The sequence below is a fragment of the Halorubrum sp. genome (assembly GCF_046498025.1).
Classification (GTDB): domain Archaea; phylum Halobacteriota; class Halobacteria; order Halobacteriales; family Haloferacaceae; genus Halorubrum.
This window is the reverse complement of sequence record NZ_JAWOBM010000067.1, coordinates 44,018-63,606: the sequence shown is the minus strand read 5'-3', so window position 1 is coordinate 63,606 and position 19,589 is coordinate 44,018. Positions and strand designations below refer to the sequence as shown.

At 65.7% G+C, this 19,589-nt stretch carries 18 protein-coding genes; 9 read left to right on the top strand and 9 right to left on the bottom strand.

Annotated elements, in window-relative coordinates; all coding sequences use genetic code 11:
* The 4 genes from R6U01_RS12690 to R6U01_RS12675 all read left to right on the top strand — a co-directional run.
* Nucleotides 1-822 (top strand): glycosyltransferase family 2 protein (locus R6U01_RS12690; RefSeq protein WP_410286819.1); only part of this gene is annotated, 822 nt, incomplete at its 5' end.
* 149 nt (nucleotides 823-971) lie between these two features.
* Entirely contained in the window at nucleotides 972-1,571 is a 600-nt protein-coding gene (locus tag R6U01_RS12685; protein ID WP_410286818.1) for a metal-dependent hydrolase, read from the top strand.
* 193 nt (nucleotides 1,572-1,764) lie between these two features.
* Nucleotides 1,765-3,018: a protoporphyrinogen/coproporphyrinogen oxidase gene (locus R6U01_RS12680; RefSeq protein WP_410286817.1), complete on the top strand. Its 1,254-nt coding sequence runs from the start codon at nucleotides 1,765-1,767 to the stop codon at nucleotides 3,016-3,018.
* Between the two features lie 202 nt (nucleotides 3,019-3,220).
* Entirely contained in the window at nucleotides 3,221-4,249 is a 1,029-nt protein-coding gene (locus tag R6U01_RS12675; protein ID WP_410286816.1) for an NAD-dependent epimerase/dehydratase family protein, read from the top strand.
* 234 nt (nucleotides 4,250-4,483) lie between these two features.
* Here the strand turns inward: R6U01_RS12675 and R6U01_RS12670 are convergent, their stop codons facing one another.
* Nucleotides 4,484-4,939 (bottom strand): NUDIX domain-containing protein, encoded by a 456-nt coding sequence (locus R6U01_RS12670; RefSeq protein ID WP_410286815.1) that lies wholly within the window; start codon nucleotides 4,937-4,939, stop codon nucleotides 4,484-4,486.
* 147 nt (nucleotides 4,940-5,086) lie between these two features.
* Nucleotides 5,087-5,638 (bottom strand): metal-dependent hydrolase, encoded by a 552-nt coding sequence (locus R6U01_RS12665; RefSeq protein ID WP_410286814.1) that lies wholly within the window; start codon nucleotides 5,636-5,638, stop codon nucleotides 5,087-5,089.
* A 419-nt stretch (nucleotides 5,639-6,057) separates the two neighbouring features.
* Between R6U01_RS12665 and R6U01_RS12660 the strand changes: the two genes are divergently transcribed.
* From R6U01_RS12660 to R6U01_RS12645, 4 genes are all read left to right on the top strand, one after another.
* Nucleotides 6,058-6,264, top strand: a complete 207-nt coding sequence (locus tag R6U01_RS12660; protein ID WP_410286821.1) for a cold-shock protein — start codon at nucleotides 6,058-6,060, stop codon at nucleotides 6,262-6,264.
* A 300-nt stretch (nucleotides 6,265-6,564) separates the two neighbouring features.
* Entirely contained in the window at nucleotides 6,565-6,771 is a 207-nt protein-coding gene (locus tag R6U01_RS12655) for a ribbon-helix-helix domain-containing protein (RefSeq protein ID WP_410286813.1), read from the top strand.
* Nucleotides 6,772-6,970: 199 nt separating this feature from the next.
* Nucleotides 6,971-8,476, top strand: a complete 1,506-nt coding sequence (locus R6U01_RS12650; RefSeq protein WP_410286812.1) for an amidase — start codon at nucleotides 6,971-6,973, stop codon at nucleotides 8,474-8,476.
* Nucleotides 8,477-8,757: 281 nt separating this feature from the next.
* Nucleotides 8,758-10,386 carry a thiamine pyrophosphate-binding protein gene (locus R6U01_RS12645; protein ID WP_410286811.1) on the top strand — a complete coding sequence of 543 codons (1,629 nt, stop codon included), beginning with the start codon at nucleotides 8,758-8,760 and terminating at the stop codon, nucleotides 10,384-10,386.
* 4 nt (nucleotides 10,387-10,390) lie between these two features.
* Here R6U01_RS12645 and R6U01_RS12640 read toward each other — a convergent pair whose 3' ends face one another.
* From R6U01_RS12640 to R6U01_RS12630, 3 genes are read right to left on the bottom strand one after another with little or no spacing between them, the layout of a single operon-like run.
* A complete protein-coding gene (locus tag R6U01_RS12640) occupies nucleotides 10,391-12,418 on the bottom strand; it encodes a hydantoinase/oxoprolinase family protein (RefSeq protein WP_410286810.1) in 2,028 nt (675 codons plus the stop codon).
* Nucleotides 12,415-14,160, bottom strand: a complete 1,746-nt coding sequence (locus R6U01_RS12635) for a hydantoinase B/oxoprolinase family protein (protein ID WP_410286809.1) — start codon at nucleotides 14,158-14,160, stop codon at nucleotides 12,415-12,417. Before R6U01_RS12635 ends, R6U01_RS12640 begins: the two co-directional genes overlap by 4 nt.
* Nucleotides 14,161-14,197: 37 nt before the next feature.
* Nucleotides 14,198-15,067, bottom strand: a complete 870-nt coding sequence (locus R6U01_RS12630) for an NAD-dependent epimerase/dehydratase family protein (protein WP_410286808.1) — start codon at nucleotides 15,065-15,067, stop codon at nucleotides 14,198-14,200.
* Between the two features lie 234 nt (nucleotides 15,068-15,301).
* Here R6U01_RS12630 and R6U01_RS12625 point away from each other — a divergent pair, with 234 nt between their 5' ends.
* The gene (locus R6U01_RS12625) at nucleotides 15,302-16,141 is read left to right on the top strand and encodes a VOC family protein (protein ID WP_410286807.1); all 840 of its coding nucleotides are present in this window, start codon (nucleotides 15,302-15,304) and stop codon (nucleotides 16,139-16,141) included.
* 34 nt (nucleotides 16,142-16,175) lie between these two features.
* On the opposite strand, the gene R6U01_RS12620 is transcribed toward R6U01_RS12625, so the two are convergent.
* From R6U01_RS12620 to R6U01_RS12605, 4 genes are read right to left on the bottom strand one after another with little or no spacing between them, the layout of a single operon-like run.
* Complete coding sequence (locus tag R6U01_RS12620) at nucleotides 16,176-16,880, bottom strand: ABC transporter ATP-binding protein (RefSeq protein WP_410286806.1); 705 nt, start codon at nucleotides 16,878-16,880, stop codon at nucleotides 16,176-16,178.
* Nucleotides 16,877-17,638, bottom strand: a complete 762-nt coding sequence (locus tag R6U01_RS12615; protein WP_410286805.1) for an ABC transporter ATP-binding protein — start codon at nucleotides 17,636-17,638, stop codon at nucleotides 16,877-16,879. The genes R6U01_RS12620 and R6U01_RS12615 overlap by 4 nt, the downstream gene beginning before the upstream one ends.
* Complete coding sequence (locus R6U01_RS12610) at nucleotides 17,635-18,678, bottom strand: branched-chain amino acid ABC transporter permease (RefSeq protein ID WP_410286804.1); 1,044 nt, start codon at nucleotides 18,676-18,678, stop codon at nucleotides 17,635-17,637. Before R6U01_RS12610 ends, R6U01_RS12615 begins: the two co-directional genes overlap by 4 nt.
* Nucleotides 18,675-19,589, bottom strand: a complete 915-nt coding sequence (locus tag R6U01_RS12605) for a branched-chain amino acid ABC transporter permease (RefSeq protein WP_410286803.1) — start codon at nucleotides 19,587-19,589, stop codon at nucleotides 18,675-18,677. The genes R6U01_RS12610 and R6U01_RS12605 overlap by 4 nt, the downstream gene beginning before the upstream one ends.

Genomic DNA, 19,589 nt, shown 5'->3' with positions numbered 1-19,589 from the left:
GCCCCGATCACGGACGGCAGAGCCGATATGGTCCTGGGAACTCGCCTCAACGGAACGATAGAGAGCGGGTCGATGCCCTTGCTGCATAAATACATCGGGAACCCGTTCCTGACGTGGTTTCTGAACGTGTTCTACGACGCGGGCGTCAGCGACGCCCACAGCGGTTTCCGAGTCTTCACTCGCGACGCGCTCGACCGGCTGGACTTGTCGTCAGACGGGATGGAGTTCGCCAGCGAGATGCTGATGGAAGCGTCTGTGAACGACCTCCGTATAGAGGAGGTACCCATCGTCTACCACGAGCGGGAAGGCGACGCGACGCTCCACAGTTTCCGCGACGGTTGGCGCCACGTTCGGTTCATCCTCGTCAACACCCCGGGACACATCTTCTCGCTTCCCGGGACGGCCCTCGCTGTAGTCGGGCTGTTATCGTTGGTGCTGTCGGTCAGCGGAGTGGAGTTCGGTCAGTATTCGCCCGGCGTACTAACGACCGTTGCGGGCGGGTTGGCCCTCATCACCGGCTTCCAGTTCTGGTGTCTCGCGGTGTTCAGCGCGACGGCCGACACCGGCATTCGCGCGCCATCAGACCGGCTCACCCAGTGGGCGAAAGACCACGTGCGATTAGAACACGGGATGAGCTTAGGGATCGGCATCGGCGCACTCGGACTGGCGTACCTCTTCTCGGTCCTGTACGTGTGGGTGATGGCTGGGTACACGGCGCTTCCGTCCCTGAAAACGATCATCGTCGCGTTCATCTCGGTCGTCCTCGGGATGCAGATCATGTCCTCGTCGTTCTTCCTGAGTGCGCTCGGGAACACGCGGTGAGATCCGTCCGAGCCGTCCGTTCCGGGTGCGAACGCCTCGGCGCGGAACGGCCGCCTCAGCGATCGAGGAGCGCACAGTCGCCGGGGGGACAGTCACGTATCGATCCGCGAGATGAGCCGACGATGAACCCGTCCTGAACGCGTTTCACGATGCTCCCCCACGCACACCTCGCCGTAGGATACGTCTTGGCTTCGGGAGCCGTCCGTGCGACTCGACGTCGATCGATAGAGCGGCGTGAGATGCTCCTCGTGGTCGTGGGCACACAGCTGCCGGATCTCATTGACAAGCCGCTCGCGCTCGCCGTCGGCGGGGCGTTCGCGAGCGGACGGACGGTTGCCCATTCGCTGCTCTTCGCGATTCCCGGCATCCTCGTTCTCGGTGCCATCCTCCGGCGCCGTCACGGATCGGCGATCCCGGTGGTTCTCTTTGCGGTCGGATACGTCTCTCACCCGTTCCTCGACGCATCGGTCTTCCTCTTGCAAGGGACGCTCGCGAGGGACCTCGTCGAGGTCGGATTCGTCCTCTGGCCGGTCGGACTCCCGGCGGACGGGATCCTCCAGTTTCTCGAACGGACGCCGGCAATCGAGCGAGCCATCGAGGCGAAGCCACGCTGGACCGCGCAGCACGCACCGAGCGGTGCGCGCCTCAGCCGGTGGATGCGTGTAGTCGAACTGGTACTCGCTTCGGCGGCGACGATACTCTGGCTGGCGGACGACGCACCGGGAGTCGAAGCGATCCGGGACCGATAACCCCGGCACGCGGCAAGTCCCCGTGGTATCCACGCGACCGGACCTCGGTACCGCGGCCCTCATCGACTCTGGTGCGACCGTCCGAACACAAGCGCGCCGGGCGTGGGATACGTGCCGGCAGGCGTCCGAACGATACCGATGAGTGGCCATAGCAAGTGAATAACTTAATGAGTGTACGTCGACCCTCCGGGTAATGGTAGACGTCACGATAATTGGCGCTGGCGTCGCGGGCTGCTCTACCGGCTACCTCCTGGAGAAAGAGGGCTTCGACGTGACTGTCGTCGAGAAGGACGCCGTCGGTGGGCTGTTGCGCGAAATCGAGTTCGAGACCGGTTACCACTGCGATTCCGCCCCCCATCTGCTGTTTTTCGACGACGAGGAGGAGGCGGTGGTCGGCGAGCTGTTCTCGGAGTTCACGCACATCGAGCCCAACGACTTCTACGCGGCGACGTACCCGCGGGGCGATCTCGACGACCCGCACCACTACCCCGTGAGCAAGCAGAACATCGATAAGTGGGACGACGCGGACCGGATCCGCGAGGAACTCAAGCAGGCGCCCGGGAAAACCGACGCCGAGTTCTTCGAGGAGTATATGAAAAACCAGGTCGGGGAGACGCTCTACGAGCGGTACAACCGGACCTACACCGAGAAACACTGGGGAATCGACCCGAAGCGGATCACGGGCGATTGGTTCGACTTCAAGATCAGCTTCCCCGAGGAAGAACAGGAGTTCTTCGGGGGCGGTGCCTACTACCCGGACGACAAGTACACGGACATTCTCCGGTCGATGATCGCCGACTGCGATCTCGTCTTCGACGGAGTGACCGGATTGGAAACGGACGGCGACCGAATAATTGCCGTCGAAACCGAGACGGGCGACCGGATCGAGAGCGATCTCTTCGTCAGTACGATCGACCCGAGCATCATCGTCGACACCGACGAGTCCTTGGAGTACCGGAGTATGGTCATCCTCGGTGCCCACATCGGTGCCGACGAGTCCCTCTTCCCCGATCACGTCGACTGGGGCTACTTCCCGAACCACTACCACTTCACCCGCATCACCGACTACGAGTTCGTCCCGCAGGAGACGCCCGCCGGAGAGTACATCCTCACGGTTGAGTTCCCCTGTTTCGTCGGTGACGACGTCTGGTCCAACGACGAAAACTGGTACGCCGACTACCTGCTTGAGTTCCTCGATGAGCAGGGCATCGACGCCGAACTGCTAGATGCGAAGGTCCGCAGAGCGCCTCGCGCTTACCCGCTGCCGGTCACCGAGGAGATCGAGAAGTTCGAGCGTATCAACGGGAAACTGAGTGCGTACGAGAACATGTTCAACCTCGGTCGAGTGAGCACCTACGAGTACATCTGGATAAAAGATATTGTCCAGCAAGCCTACGAAACCCGGAAGAATATTCTCGGGGAACTCCGAACCGAGGCGGACGACTGACTCCGACTCCGGTCCGAAAGTCCGCTCCTGACTCCCCCCGGTGAAATTCGAGTCACGCTTCAATTAAGCACGCTTGATGCCCGTAACGCGGTGAATATCGTGCGTATCGACCGTCTGCGGCAAGAGGTTAGAAGGATATTACAGATTATTAACAGGCACATACCTAAATCAATTTAGGTGTTTTCGCTAAACAGCTATCTCGATGACAGTAACCAACACGGACCCCGCAAAAGACGTGTTCATCACAGGGATCGCCGGATTCTTGGGTAGCCATCTCGCCGACGCGTTCATCGAAGCGGGCCACACCGTCGCCGGCAACGACAACTTCAGCGGCGGGTACGAGTCCAACATTCCGGAGGAGGTGGAGTTCCACGAAATCGACTGCAAGGACGTCTGGAACATGAAGGAGGCGATGGCGGGAGCCGACGTGGTCTATCACACCGCCGCACTGGCGTACGAGGGACTGAGCGTCTTCTCGCCCGCGCGAGTCAACCAGAGCATATTCCAGTCAACGACCGCGACCCTGGCAGCCGCCGCCGACGCCGGTGTCGAACGGTTCGTCTTTTGCTCCAGTATGTCCCGATACGGCGAGAACGAGACGCCGTTCACCGAGGACATGGAGCCCCAACCCCAGGACCCGTACGCCGTGAGCAAGGTCGCAGCGGAGGAGATGGTCGAACTGATGGCCGACGTTCACGGATTCGAATACGTCATCGCCGTTCCGCACAACATCATCGGCCCGCGGCAGCGCTACGACGATCCGTTCCGCAACGTTGCCGCCATCTTCATCAACAGGATGCTCCAGGGCAAGCAACCCATCATCTACGGAGACGGCGAGCAGAAGCGCTGTTTCACCTTCATACAGGACAACGTGCGCCCGCTGCAGAAGCTCGGCTACCACGACAACGTCACCGGCGAGGTCATCAACATCGGCCCGGACGACGAGTTCGTCTCCATCAATCACTTGGCCGAGACGATCGCCGACATCCTCGATTTTGACCTGGACCCCATCTACAAGCCCGACCGACCACAGGAGGTCAAGTTAGCGAACTGTTCGGCTGATAAGGCCCGAGAGTTGCTCGACTACGAGACAGAGTACACGTTGCGGGAGGGTCTCGAGGAGATGATCGGCTGGATAGAAGACCAGGGAGCGAAGGAATTCGACTACCACATCGAGTGCGAGATTGTTAACGAGCAAACCCCGGACACGTGGACTAACGAACTGATCTGAGTTGCTTCGGTCCGACGCGAAACGACGACACCGTACCGGCACCGAATCCGTCGCTCACGTTGATCGCCCCGACAACCCCTGATATGATATAAATCCGAAAATAGCGAACTTCGACGAGAGAATCCATGGAGGCTATGACACTGGCCGGCGGGGCGGGATGAGGCGGAGACCGTCCGAAGGGGCTCCGTGAACGTTTGCTCACCGGTTCGGCGTCAGCGCACGTCCCGTCCGCGATCAGAGAAGGCCGTTATCTTCCAAGTAGAGGCGGACATACTCGTGGAGACCGTCTTCGACCTCCGTGAGAAATCGGTATTCCGAGTGCTGCTCGTCCAACGAGATCTCGTACTCTGCGCGAGTCGGCTCGACGTGGAACACCGAGTTGACCGTGTGGCGACTCGGCGACCCCTTCGTCGGACTGTCGGTCCAAAAGTGCGCGTAGGGGCCGTACTGGTCTCTGATACGAACCTCGATTCCGAGTTCTTCCTCGGCGATTCTGTGGGCGGCGTCGTCCAGCTCTTCGCCCTTGTACAGCCGGCTTCCGGGCCAGAACCAAATTGACGGCTCGATGTCGCGTTTCGCGATAAGGATGCCTTCCTCGGACTCGAAGATCAATTCGACACAGAATTGGGGCATCTGCGAGATGAACTGTGAGAACAGCTCTTCGGGTATGTATTCGTCGTGAACTTCCATAGATATCCGCACACGATAGTCAGAGCGGACTTATATCTATCTTTCTACGGTGAGCGACAGATATCGGTTGAAAGGTACTCGTTGGTGGCGGACGAAGTCACCCCGGTGAGGCGGGTTGATTGGGTCCATCGACACACGTGAGCGATTTCAGGACCGAGATCGCGCCACGAGAGCCGCGATCGTGGCCACGCCAGGCCGGCCGTCGTAGACCCACGCGCCCAACGCGAGCACGGTGAGAACGCTCTCGACGGGCGGGAGTTCTGCGAGTCGTAGTTCGAGAAAGAAGCTGAGGACGGTTCGTTCCATCTCACCGGGATACCGGTAGGCGGGAGTGAGCGGCCAAAGTAACGCCCCTAACGGTTCCCAGTCGCGGGCGATAATGGCGGGGGCGACGTCCGCAACGATATGCGTGAGGTGGCCAAGTAGGAACGCGCTGGCTTCCGATCGGTGATCGTATCGCTGGGCGAATCGCCACGCGATGACACCGATCGCTCCGGCGATGAGCAGCGAGTGCCCTAGGCTTCGTCCCGAGGGGAGCAGGCCGAACGTCCACGCGAGCGGTTTGTCGATCAAGTCCGGCAGCTGGGTGCCGGCGGCAAGCGCGAGCACGGCGGGGCCCGTCGGTGGTCGCCGATACCGGTGGCGAGTCGCTACCGTATAACACAAATAACCGACTGCGGCGTGGCCCCACGGGAGCATACGCGCCACTCCCCGGTGCGGTGCAATCAACGTGTTGATGTTACCGAAAGAAGCGCTGTCCTCTCGGCAACCGATCTACGTCGTACAGACCTCTTAGGTACCTTCCCCCCCCGGCCTCACAGGGAATAACTTTGCCGGCGCCGACTTCTCATGCGCCAGCCCACTCCTTGCTGACTGCTCGGGCGCTGACTTACAGAGCGCGGCTTTCGCCCGATACGGCAGGTCGTAGAGCGTCACAACTGCGTTCTCGTAACGCTTCGGTCGGTACACGTTTTGATCGACCTGTTTGGTGAACTCCCGTTCTCCAGAGAAAGTCCCGGCTGGACAGCCAGTCACTGAAGAGTGCAAGGTAAATCAGGAGTCGTGATACCGTGACGTACAGCTGTGTTATCCCGTCAAGAACTGTACTTTTGATTGCAATAACACACGGAAAAGTTGATTTCTTCAACTATTCTGGCGGTTACGGTTTTATTTCGACTGACGACGGCGATCTCGACGACGCCGAGGACGTGTTCTTCCACATGGAGGATGTTGGCGGCCCGGACCTCGAAGAAGGTCAGGAGATCGAGTTCGACATCGAATCATCCCCCAAGGGACCCCGCGCGACGAACCTCGTCCGCAACTAACGACTACTTCTGCCCTCGTTCGTAGCGATGGCCGGAAATCCGTTCTTCTAAGCTCTCAGCCGCCCAGCCAGTGGTTCTGTCTGTGTTGGACGCGCACAGCCGTTCACTGAGTTCGACTGACCGGTGTCTCCAGTGACTCCTCTCTGTATTGACCACCCCCGGATCGAACAATGTTCGTTGCTGTGAGTGTCTCCGGACCCCCGCTACCAACACCAGGGCTCTCCCGTGTCGTAGAGCGACGTGCCAGCGAGCTCGGTGTTGTGCGACACCCTGAAGATATTCCTCTGCGAACACGAGCGTATGCCGAAGGTCAGCGTCGAGATCCCACAGGAACTGCTTGACGACCTCGACGAGCACGTCGGTGACGAGGGGAAGTTCGTCAATCGAAGCGACGCGATCCGCGCCTCGATCCGGAAAACGCTCGATCTGCTCGATGAGATCGACGCACGACACGGGCGTGTTGAGACGGACGAAGCGGATTCGCACTCGTCATACTCAACGGAATAGAGAGAGTCAACGAACCGTCGGCCCTTCTACGACGATGGACGCGGTCGAGACGGGCCATCGACTCCTGCATCACGACCTGACGTGCCCGCGGTCACCGGCCACGAACGGTACGCTCAAGCCTGGCTCGCGAGGGATCAACACCGACCCCTCTGAACGATAGATTGAGGTGGCCTTGTGCGAGTTGTTCGCACGAATCAGTATGTGTCCGTCGCCCTTCGAATCGTTCGACCCGATCGAGGCAACCGTCTCGGACATACACGCCGCGTACGAAGCGGGTCACGTGACCGCCGAAGCAGTCACAGACGCGTATCTCGCCCGGATCGCAGAACACGACGACGAGTTAAACGCGATCCTCGCGGTGAACGACAACGCCACCGATCGGGCTCGTGAACTCGACGCGGCGTTCGAACGCGACGGGTTCGTCGGCGCTCTTCACGGCATCCCGATCGTTCTCAAAGACAACCAAGACACGCACGACATGCCGACGACCGTCGGATCGACCGCGCTTGCGACGTCGAGACCGTCGCGAGACGCGGTCGTCGTGTCGCGGCTCCGCGAGGCGGGTGCCGTCATCCTCGCCAAAGCGAACCTCCAGGAGTTCGCCTTCGGCGTCGACACCGTCAGCTCTCTCGGCGGAGCGACGCGGAACGCGTACGACCTCGGTCGGCGGCCGTCCGGGTCGAGCGGCGGCACGGCGGTCGCCGTCGCGGCGAATCTCGGGGTCATCGGCACCGGAAGCGACACGTGCTCGTCGGTGCGATCGCCGCCGGCGTTCAACGATGTGGTCGGGGTCCGACCGACGATGGGACTCGTCAGTCGGACCGGGCTCGCGCCGCTGAGCGACACGCAGGACACGGCCGGCCCGATCACGCGGACGGTCGAGGACGCGGCGCGAACGCTCGACGCGATCGCCGGATACGACCCGAAAGACCCCATTACGGCGCTCGGCGACCGGCGGATCCCGGACGGTGGATACACGGCCCACCTCGACGCCGACGGGCTCGATGGGGCGCGCATCGGCGTCGCACGGCAGTTCTTCGGACTTCGCGACACCGACAACGCGTCGGAACGCGCCGCAGATCAGGTCACCGAGATCGTCGAGAACGCGATCACGGAGCTACAGGCGGCGGGCGCGACGATAGTCGATCCCGTTGACGTCGTGGACCAGACCTTTCTCGAGAGCGCTCGCGTCTTGATGTACGAATTCGCTCGGGACTTCGACGCGTATCTCTCCACCCTGGGTGACGCAGCGCCGTACGACTCGCTGGCAGAGATCGTCGCGACGGGCGATGTCCACCCAACAGTCCAGACGCGGCTTGAGGGGACCTCAATCCTCGATATCGACGGTGACGCGCTGAACGAGAACACGGGGTACCTGCGGAGCCTTCGCAGACGAGAGGAGATCAAACAACTCACGCTCGCGCGGATGGCGGGACACGACCTCGACGCACTGTTGTATCCGCCGTCCCGCGTTCCGCCGGTCGCGATCCCCGAAAACCAGCCGTTCGAGGAGATGAACTGCGAGCTGGCCGCTCACACGGGCCTCCCGTCTATCGTGGTTCCGGCGGGGTTCACCGCCGACGGTCTCCCGGTCGGCGTCGAACTCCTCGGCCGCGAGTTCGGTGAACCCAGGCTCTTCGAGTTGGCGTACGCCTTCGAACGATCGACGGATCATCGACGTCCCCCGGACGGGTTCGACGACTAGCCGGCGACGGTGTCGAGTCCGGGTGACGACGGTGTCGAATCCGGGTGACGACGGTGTCGAGTCCGGGTGACGACGGTGTCGAATCCGGATGCCGTCGGGCGCACGCGACGTGGGTCCTCGGGTACCCCGGTCGCCGCCGAGGGTCGTCGACGCGTTTCAGAGCGTGATCGAGGTGAACTCCTGCGTCGGTGAGTTTCACCGGGCTCGTCCAACGGACAAACAGTTATGTAGACCCCCTCCATCGGTGCGAACGACGATCCTTCGTCGTCCCCCCGAGCACGATGACTCAGCACTCCGGGAGCGCCTACATACTCGACGCGTTGGGTGCGGAAGGAGTTTCGACGCTCTTCGGTCTGGTCGGCGAGGGGAACGCCGACCTCATCGATGCCACCAACGACCACGATATCGACTTCCGGTACGCCCGCCACGAGCAGTCCGCCGTGTCGATGGCCGACGGGTACGCGCGCAGCACCGGTCGCGTCGCCGCGTGTACGCTCACTCACGGACCGGGCGTCACGAACGGCGCCACCGGGCTCGCGGCGGCCGATCGCGATAACGTCCCGCTCGTCGTCCTGATCGGTGACACGAGCTTCGACGGCCGGGAGACGTCGCTCCAGTACCTCGACCACGCGACGTTCACCGAGCCGATCTCGGCGTATCAGACGCGGATCGAAACGACGGAAACGATCCCCGAGACCCTCCGCCGCGCGTTCGCGAAGGCCCGCGTCCGACGCGGACCCGCAATCGTCGAAATACCCGGAGACATCCAGGAGGGAGCGGCACCCGACGAGGCGTACGAGCCTCGCCCGTCGACGGCCCAGCGGATCCACCCCGACCCCGACCGGCTCGACGCGGCCGTTCGCGTCCTCGAGGAGGCAGACAACCCCGTCATTCTCGCCGGCGGGGGTGCCCGTGCCGCCGACGCGGCCGACGCGCTCACCGACCTCGCCGGCGCGCTCGGCGCACCGATCGCGACGACGTACTTCGCGCGCGGGCTGTTCGACGCCGACCACCCGTACCACTCCGGCATCGCGGGAACGTTCATGACGCCCGCGAACGACGCGTTGGTTCGGAACGCCGACGCCGTCCTCACGGTCGGCGCCCAGCTCTCCGGGAAATCGACGCGCTACGGGGCGTTGTACGCCGACGCAGACGTGGTCCAGATCGACGTGGACGCGGAGGCGATCGGCAGACACCGGGACCCGGACGTCGGGATCCTCGGCGACGCGACCGCGACGGTCGCGGCGCTCGCCGACCGCGTGGCCGCGAACCCGGACAGGGCTGCGAGCGTCGCTGAGACCGTCGCGGCGGAGGGACGGGCCATCCAGTTCGACGAACAGTCGGACGGCCCGTACGTGGACCCGCGCGCGCTGACCCTCGCGGTCTCCGACCGCACCGCCGGCACCGCGATCGTCGCGGTGGACTCCGGGAATAACACGGGGTTCCCAGCGGTGTTCCACGAGCTGGACGCCGGCGGACAGATGCTCGTCAACGGGAACTTCGGCACGATGGGGTACGCGCTCCCGGCCGCGCTGGGCGCTCAGTACGCCGACCCCGAGCGCGACGTGATCTGTTACACGGGAGACGGCGCGTTTCTCCAGATCGTCCAAGAGGTCGAGACGGCGGTCCGGCTCGGTCTGTCCCCGGTCGTCGTCGTGCTCAACGACGCCAGCTACGGTATCATCAGACACCGGCAGCAGCGCGAGTACGGCCGGGACACGGCGGCCGAGTACGACAGTCCCGACTTCGCGACGGTGGCGCGCGGTCTCGGTGCGCGCGCGGCGACGGTCCGCTCCACGGACGACCTCGCCGTGCTCGACGACTTCCTCGCCGAGAAACCCGGCCGGCCGCTCGTGTTGGACGCGCGAACGAATCCGGACGTCTCCCGTCCCGGCTTCCCCCCGTACTAAGCGTTCAGAGATCGACGCGGAGGTTCCCCTCGCGTGAGGTCTCGGCCGTCGTGTCCGGCGGCAGGAGCGTGGTACATCCCGACTCCTCGATAATCGCCGGCCCCTCGATCACGTCGCCGACCCCGACGGTCTGCCGATCGACGATCGGCGTCTCGACGAACCCCACCCCGTCGAAGTACACCGGCCGCTCACGGGTGACCGCGGGCTCCTCGGCGGCCGACACCTCGTCCGTGACGGGCGGCGTTTCGACCGTGCCGGCCGCGCGGAGCGTCACCAGCTCCAGCGGCTCGCCGCGCATGGCGTACCCGTAGAGCTGCTCGTGTTGCTCGTGGAACCGGTCTACCCCCTCCTCGAAACGCGCCGACGAGTACTCGTCGCCGGGCATCGTCACCGTCAGTTCGTACGCCTGCCCCTCGTATCGGAGGTCGAGCTGGCGAGCGACGGACACCTCGTCGGCGTCGAAGCCCTGGTCCTCGAACCGGCCGACGAGCCGGTCGACGAGCGCGGCGAACTCGCTGCCGACTCGGTCGGCGTCGAGGCTCCCGCCGGTGTACGCCCGGGACTCGTCCATCCTGATGTCCGCGAGCAGGAGCCCGCGGGCCGAGAACACGCCCGGGCTCCGCGGGACGACGAGCGTGTCCATGTCCATGTCTCGGGCGATCTCGGCGGCCTGCAGCGGCCCCGCACCGCCGAACGCGACGAGCGCGAACTCGCCCGGGTCGCGTCCGCGCTCGACCGTAACGCGCCGGAGCGCTCGCGCCATCTTCGCGTTCGCGACCTGCACGACGGTCATCGCCGCCTCCTCGACGCTCTTCCCGAGCGGCTCCGCGATGGTCTCCGCGAACAGGTCCTTCGCCTCCGTGATCGCTGCTTGCATGTCCCCGGTCAGGAACGCGTCCGGGTCGATCCGCCCCAAGACGAGGTTCGCGTCGGTCACGGTCGGCTGCGTCCCGCCCCGACCGTAGCAGATGGGGCCGGGGTCGGCGCCCGCCGACTGCGGGCCGACGCGGAGGCCGCCGGCGGCGTCGATCCACGCGACGCTCCCCCCGCCGGCGCCGACGGTGTTGATGTCGACGAGCGGCGTGTTGATCGGGAGGTCGTTGATCTCGCCTTCGGTGGACCGGACGAGGTCGCCGCCCTCGACGATGCTGACGTCCGCGCTGGTGCCCCCCATGTCGAGTCCGATGGCGTGGCCCACCCCCTCCGTTCGGGTCACCTCGCGGCAGGCCACCGCGCCGGCCGCCGGCCCGGAGAGCACCGTCCGGAGCGCGAAGTCGATCGCCTGTTCGGTCCCGAAGATGCCGCCGCCGGAGTGCATCACGTTCAGCTGGACGTCGACGCCGCGGTCGGCGATGCCGCCGTCCAGCCGGCCGAGGTAGTCCTGGATGGTCATCTTCACCGCCTCGTTCAGCACGGTCGTGACGCTCCGGTCGTACTCCCTCGGCTCCGGGTAGACGGCCGAGGAGAGCGCGTAGTCGAGGTCGGTCTCGGCCTCGATGAGCTCCCCGACACGCCGCTCGTGATCGTCGTTGAGATAGGCGAACAACAGCGAGACGACGATCGATTCGACGCCGGCGTCGGCGAGGTCGCGGACCGCCTCCCGCACCGCCGCCTCGTCCAGCTCATCGACGACCTCTCCGGCCGCGTCGATCCGCCCCGGCACGCCGAGGCGGTGCCGGCGAGCGACGAGCGCCGGCGGCTTGTCCGTCTGCAGGTTGTACAGCTCGGGGCGCGTCTGGTCGCCGATCTCGAGGACGTCGCGGAGCCCCTCGTTCGTGATCAGTCCGAGGTCGGGGATCTCGTTCTCGAGGACGGCGTTCGTTCCGACGGTCGTGCCGTGACTGAGAAACGAGACCCGCGACGGGTCCGCGCCGGTCTCGGCGAAGATCTTGTCGATCCCGTTCAGCACGCCGTCGTCGAACGCCGGCGGCGTCGACGGCGTCTTCGTCGTGTACACGTCGTTCGTCTCGGCGTCGTACAGGACGACGTCGGTGAACGTCCCGCCCGTGTCGACGCCGATCCGGACGGTCACCGTCGCTCACCTCCCCCTTCGGCGGCGGCGTCACCGAGCTCGCGCCTGAGCGCTGTCGTCGCGGCCGCGTCGACGCCGTCGTCGTCGACGACGACGCCGTACTCCGCCTCGGCCTTCGCCGCCGAGACCTTCCCGTCGCGGACGTCCGCGAGGACGGTCTGCGGGTCGCGTTCGAGCGGGTCGCCGTAGCCGCCGCCGCCGGGGGTCTGGACGCTCACCACGTCGTTCGGATCGAGTTTCGTCGTGGACTTCGACGCGAGCGCCTCCTCCTCGGACGTGCCGGGGTTCCGGTAGAACCGCGCGGGCCGCGCGGCGTGACCGCCGAACAGGCCCCACGGCCGCGAGCGGGTCCGATCGGTGAGCAGCGAGAACGACGCCTCGTGGTCGTAGAACTCCAGGTCGCGGCGGACGCCGAGGCCGCCCCGCTGTCGGCCCGCCCCCTCCGAGTCACTGATGAGTTCGTACCGACGCACGTAGACGGGGAGCTCGTCTTCAAGCTCCTCGATCGGGCTGTTCGCGGTGTTCTGGAAGTGCGTCTGGACCGCGTCCATGCCGTCTTTCTCCGCCCGGCCGCCGTACCCGCCGGCGACCGTCTCGTAGTAGACGTAGTCGCCGTCGTCTCGCGGGTCTTCGCCGCCGTAGGCGACGTTACACACGATCCCCTTCGTCGCGGCGATCGTCTCTTCCGGCACGGCGTCGGCGAACGCCTTGGTCACGAGGTCGCCGGCACGCATCGGGATCTCCCACCCGCCGGCGACCGGCCTGTTGTACGTGGGATTCACCATCGTCCCCTCCGGCGTGACGGTCTCGATGGAGCGATAGAACCCGTCGTTCTTCGGGAGGTCCTCGCCGATGAACGCCATGATAACTGCCATCGTGCCGGCGAAGGCCATCGCGGGCGTGCAGTTCAGCGGGCCCTCGTTCTCCGCGGCGGTGCCGGTGAAATCGATCGTCAGCTCGTCCCCGTCGACGGTGAGCGTGAGCACGAGCTCGACCGGCTCGTCGACGACCCCGTCGCCGTCCATCTCGTCTCGGGCCCGGTACTCCCCGTCCGGCAGCGCCTCGATCGCGGCTCGGACCCGGCGCTCCGTGTAGTCGAGCAGCTCGTCGAGATACGACTCGACGGACTCCCGCCCGTGCGACTCGTACAGTTCGGCGAACCGCCGCTCGCCGATCCGATTGGCACCCATCTGGGCCTGGTAGTCGCCGCGCCGCATCTTCGGCTCGCGGACGTTTCGGAGGACGAACCCGAGGACGTTCTCGTCGTACTCCCAGTCCTCGACCGCGTGGACGCCCGGGATGATCAGCCCCTCCGCGTACAGCTCCGTGCTGTCGTTCGGGATCCCGCCGGGCGTCCCGCCGCCGATGTCGACGTGGTGCGCGGAGTTGGCCGCGTACCCGATGATCTCGCCGTCGTGGAACAGCGGTGAGATGAGCATCACGTCCGGCAGGTGGACGGCGCCCTTGTACGGGTCGTTGATCAGGATCCCGTCGCCTGGTTCCAAGTCGTCCTCCCAGTCGGGCACGTTCCGCGGGACGACGGACACGAGCGAGCCGATGTGCTGGGGGGCGATGTCGTGCTGAGCGATGTGCCGCAGGTCGGCGTCGAACAGCGCGCAGGTGTGATCGCGTCTGATCTTGATGTTCGTCGAGTAGGCGGTCCGCTGGAGGGTGACTCCCATCTCCTCGACGATGCTCTTGAGCGAATGTCGAAAAATTTCGAGTTCGCCAGTGTCTACCATACGGCGTTCTGCCCGTCGGGACGACAAAAGCGTATCCCTACTCGGGCGGAGCGGTCCACTCGGCGCCGTTGTCCCCGGGGTCGTAGCCGAGCACCTCCTCCGTGTGCGAGAGGTCGACCCAGGTGCCGTCGTTGCCGCTGACTCCCCAGAAGACGTCGTAGTCGACGGTCTCGTCCCGCAGACACGCGTCGATCAGCTGGCCGAGGTCGCGGTGTGACAGCCAGGTGCATTTCAGCCGGTCGACCATGTACGCGTACTCGTCGCTCCCGCGCTCCCACCACCCCTCGTCGACGCCCATCTCCGCGAGTCCGTACGGGTGGTCGTACTCGTCTCCGAGCACGGTCTTGATACGGAGCGAATAGAAGCGCCGCGGGTACTCCCGCGTGTTCGTGACGTACGTCGGATGGATCTCCCCGAGCGGATTCGGCCGGCTCTCGACGAACAGCCGTCCGGCGGCCTCGCCGAACACCTTCGAGAGCCCGTAGAACGAGTCGGGGCGGACCGGGTCCTCGTGGGTGACCGCGAGGTCGTAGTCCGGGTCGTAGATCTCCGGTGCGAGCTCGATCTCGTACATCCCCACCGTGTGAATCGAGGACGCGTACACGAACGTCTCGACGTCGGCCTCTGCCGCGGCCTGGAGGACGTTGTACGTCCCCCGGACGTTCGTGGAGAGGATCTCCTCCCACGAGCCGTTGAGATCGACGGCTGCCGCGAGGTGGATGACCGCGTCGTGACCCTCGAAGTGGCCGCGGAGGTCGTCGAGGTCCGTGATGTCGGCGACGACCGTCTCGCGGTCCGGATGGTCCTCGACGTCGAGACAGGTGAACTCGTACTCGTCGCGGTCGCCCAGTCGGTCGATGATCGCGCTCCCGACGGTGCCGTTCGCCCCCGTGATAAGAACACGCATACAGTATCGGATCCGAAACCGATTATAAATATATTTGCATGCCGAGGCCGCCGGGGGACCGACCGCGGCGACATCGTGCGAGCCCGTTGCGAACAGCCGGCCCGCCGCTCGACATCGTGTGAGCCCGTTGCGAACCGCCGGCCCGCCGCCCGACGACGGGAGACTCACCGGTTCTACCCGTACGCGCTCCGCGGGCGAAACACACATTGACTCCGGCGACGAGGACGGGTAGCGATGGACCTTCGGATCGATCACGCGACGGTCGCCGGGCGCGATCTCGACCGGCTGGCAGAGGCCTTCGCCGGGGCCGGACTCGACGCGGAGTACGGCGGTCGTCACTCGAACGGGATCACGCACATGTCAGTCGTCGGGTTCCGCGACGGGAGCTACCTCGAACTCATCTCGACGCTCGACCCGGACGCGGAGTCGCCCTGGTGGAACGACCCGATCCACGGCGACGGCGGTCCGTGCGCCTGGGCGATCGAGGTCGACGACATCGGACGTGTGAGCTCGGCCCTTCGCGACCGCGGAATCGCCGTCGACGGTCCCGACCGGTACGAGCGGACCCGCGAGGACGGAACGACCGTCGAGTGGGACCTCACCGTGCTGGGGGAGGGCGAACTGGGATCGACGCTCCCGTTTCTGATCAGCGACCGGACCCCGCGCGAGCGTCGCGTCCGACCGACCGGGGGACTGGCGGAGTCGCCGATCCGCGGGGTCGACACGGTGATACTCGGCGTTCCCGATATCGACGCCGCGGTCGAGGAGTTCGAGACCGCCTTCGGGCTCTGTACTCCCCGCCGCGGCGTCGCCGAGCGGCTCTCGGCGACGGTCGCGTCGTTCCCCGATCAGCCGGTCGCACTCGCGGAACCGCGGGAGGGGAGCTGGGTCGCCGACCGGATCCGCGAGTTCGGGCCCCGCCCGGTCGCGTACCTCCTCGGATACGAGGGCGACGGCCCGCCCACGTTCGAGGACGGAGCTCCCGGGTCGGTCGCGGACCGCGCGGTCGAGTGGCTGCCGGTGACGGAGCCGATCGGCCGCCGGTATCTCGGCGTCGTCGCGGCGACCGACTGACGCCGGAGTCGGAGGAGTGACGAGCGGCGGGCGGTCACCCGCCGAGGAACTGTTTTCGGACCGTCTCGTCGTTGAGCAGCGCGTCGCCGTCGTCCTCGTACCGATTCTCGCCGTTGGCGAGGACGTATCCGCGGTCGCAGCGCCGCAGCGCCTCCGTCGCGTTCTGCTCGACCATCAGCACGGTCGTGCCCGCCTCGTTGATCGCGTCGATGCGGTCGAACATGTCGCCGACGAGGTCCGGCGCGAGCCCGGCGCTCGGCTCGTCCAGCAGCAACACGTCGGGGTCGAGCATCAGCGCACACCCCATCGCGAGCATCTGCTGTTGACCGCCGGAGAGGGACCCCGCGTCCTCGTCGGACCGGTCCGCGAGGACCGGGAATCGGTCGTACACCGCCCGTTTCCGCTCCTCCGGAACCGTCTCCAGCACGTACGCTCCGATCCGGAGGTTCTCCTCGACGGTCAGCGTCGGGAAGACGTTGTTCGTCTGCGGGACGTAGCCGATCCCCTCGTGAACGACGTCCTCGGGCGCCATATCCGTGATGTCCGTCCCCCGGTACGTGATCGACCCGTCGAGACACGTCGCGATACCGACGATCGCTTTCATCACCGTCGACTTGCCGGCGCCGTTCGGCCCGACGACGGTGACGTACTCCCCGTCCGCGACGCGGAGGTCGACCGACGACAGCACCTTGAGATCCCCGTAGCCGGCGTCGAGACCCTCGACCTCGAGCAGGCTCACGCTCCACCCCCGAGGTACGCCTCGATGACGCGGTCGTCGGCCAGCACGTCCTCCGGCTCCCCGTCGACGAGCACGCGTCCCTGTCGGAGCACGACCAGCCGGTCGACGAGCTCGGTCAGCGTCTCGAGCTCGTGCTCGATGATAACGACGGTCATCCCGTTCGCGTTGAGCTCGCGGATGTGCTCGGCGATGTCGCCGGTCAGCGTCGGGTTGACGCCCGCGAACGGCTCGTCGAGCATGAGCACGTCCGGGTCCAACATCAGCGTCCGCGCGAGCTCCAGGAGCTTCCGCTGGCCGCCGGAGAGGGTGCCGCTGTACTCGTCGGCGAGGTGGTCAAGCTCGAACGTCTCGAGCAGCTCGTCCGCTCGGGTTCGGACGGCCCGCTCCGTCGTCTGCATCGACTCGGTCCGGAGCAGCGCGTCGACGGTCCGCTCGCCGGGCTGATCGGGTGCAGCGAGTCGGACGTTGTCACGGACGGTCATCGTCTCCAGCTCCCTGGTGGACTGAAACGTTCGGACCAGCCCGCGTCTGGCGAGCGCGTCGGGCGGGTCGCCGGTCACCTCCGTCCCGTCGTATGTCACGGTTCCCTCGTCCGGCGTGACCACGCCGGTGACACAGTTGAACAGGGTCGATTTGCCCGCGCCGTTGGGGCCGATCACGCCCACGAGCTCGCCCGCTTCGATCGACAGCGACAGTCCGTCTATCGCTCGCAATCCGCCGAACTCCTTGACGAGCCCGGCGGCGGCGAGAAGGCTCATCGGTCCACCCCCAACTCCTGGGCGTCGCCCCAGATTCCGGCCGGGCGGTAGCGGATCACCGCGACGAGGATGAGTCCGACCACGACGAGCCGGATGGAGGCGAACACGTCGCCGGAGACGGGCGTCACGCCGAGTGCGAACCGCGAGACGAGCCGTAATCCCATGATGATCGCCAACCCGGCGAGCACGGCCCGGTGGTTCGCGGCGCCGCCCAGCAACATTCCGATCCACACCGTCACCGTCACCTGGATCGTGAAGAACCCGGGCGCGACCGCGCCGTTGTACAGCGCGAACAGCCCGCCGGCCAATCCGGCGAGCGCCGACCCGTAGACGAACGCCTGTGTCTTGTACGTGACCGTGGGCTTTCCGACCGACCGCGTGACGAGTTCGTCGGCCCGGATCGCCCGCAGCACGCGACCGTACGGGGCGGTCGTGAGTCGGGTGACGGCGGCCAGCGTCACCAGGGTGATCCCGCCGCCCACGAACAGCGTCGCGACCAGCCGGGTGTCGCTGTCGGCGACGAGCGCGGCGATCGGCCGCGGCACGCCGAGGATCCCGACGTTCCCTCCGAAGACGTCCTCGAAGTGAACGAATATCGAGTGGAAGATCTCGGCGGCCGCGAGCGTCACGACGGCGAGGAAGTCCCCCCGGAGTCGGATCGACGTGATGCTGACGCCGAAGCCGACGATCGCGGCGGCACCGACGCCGACGGCGAGGGCGAGGGGCCACGGGTACCCTAACCCGATCCCCGCGAAGGTGTCCTCTGCCGACAGCATCGCCGTCCCGTACGCGCCGACGGCGAAGAAGGCGACGTGCCCGAAGTTGACGAGCCCGGTGTGACCGTACTGGAGATCGAGTCCGAGCACGAGCAGCCCGTAGATGACGAACAGGATGCCGACCTCGACGAAGACGTAGAACGCGCTGGGAAGCTCCGCCCGAAGCGGCGTCAACGCGAACAGCCCGCCGATCAGCAGACAGCACAGCCCCGCGATCAGCGCCAGGTCACCGTTTCCGGACGGAAGCCGATCGAGGACGCTCACGCCTCGCGCACCTCCGTTCCCGCGATCCCGCTCGGTTTGACGAGCAACACGACGATCAGGATCGCGAACGCGATCGCCGGGGAGAGGCCGCTCAGTCCCGACGGGAGGAACGCCGTCGACAGCGCCAGCACGATCCCGATGAGGTACGCGCCGAGGATCGCGCCGTAGGGACTCCCCGCGCCGCCGAGGATCGCCGCCGAGAGGATCTGCAGGATCTGACTGAAGCCGGTGGTCGCGTTGACGTTCGTCTGGATGGCCAAGAGCACGCCCGAGAGCCCGGCGAGGACGCCGGCGAGGATCCAGACGCTGTCGCGGATCAGCTGCGTGTCGATCCCGCGAACCCGGGCGAGGCTCTCGTCGTCGCCCATCGCTCGCATCGCGATCCCCACGTCCGTCCGCGTCAGGAGGCCGTGGATCGCGACGAAGACGGCCACCGCGGCTCCGACGACTATCAGGTGCTCGGAGGTGACGAAGAATCCCCCGAGGAGATCCACGGGGCCGACCGAGAGGTCGGGGATCGCGTCGAACCGAAACGTCACCGTCTCCGTGTCGTAGTACCTGGCACTCCGTCCGGCGACGAGCCGGATCGCGTTTCGGAGGGCGATACCCAGACCGATCGACGTCAGCAGCATCGGCACCGGCCCGGTGTGATTGATCGGAGTGAAGAATCCCCGCGCGAGGACGATACTGACGATTCCGCCGCCCGCCATCGCGATAAGCGCGGCGACCGGCAAGGGGATCGGAACCGCGGTCGCCGCGACGAATCCGATGAACGCGCCGAGCGTCAGGTACTCGCCGTACGCGAAGTTGATCATGTTCACGATCCCGTAAATGAGCGTGAAGCCGATCGCGGCGATCGCGATATACGAACCCGTCACCAGCCCGAAAATAATGTTTTGAAGCAGTCCCAT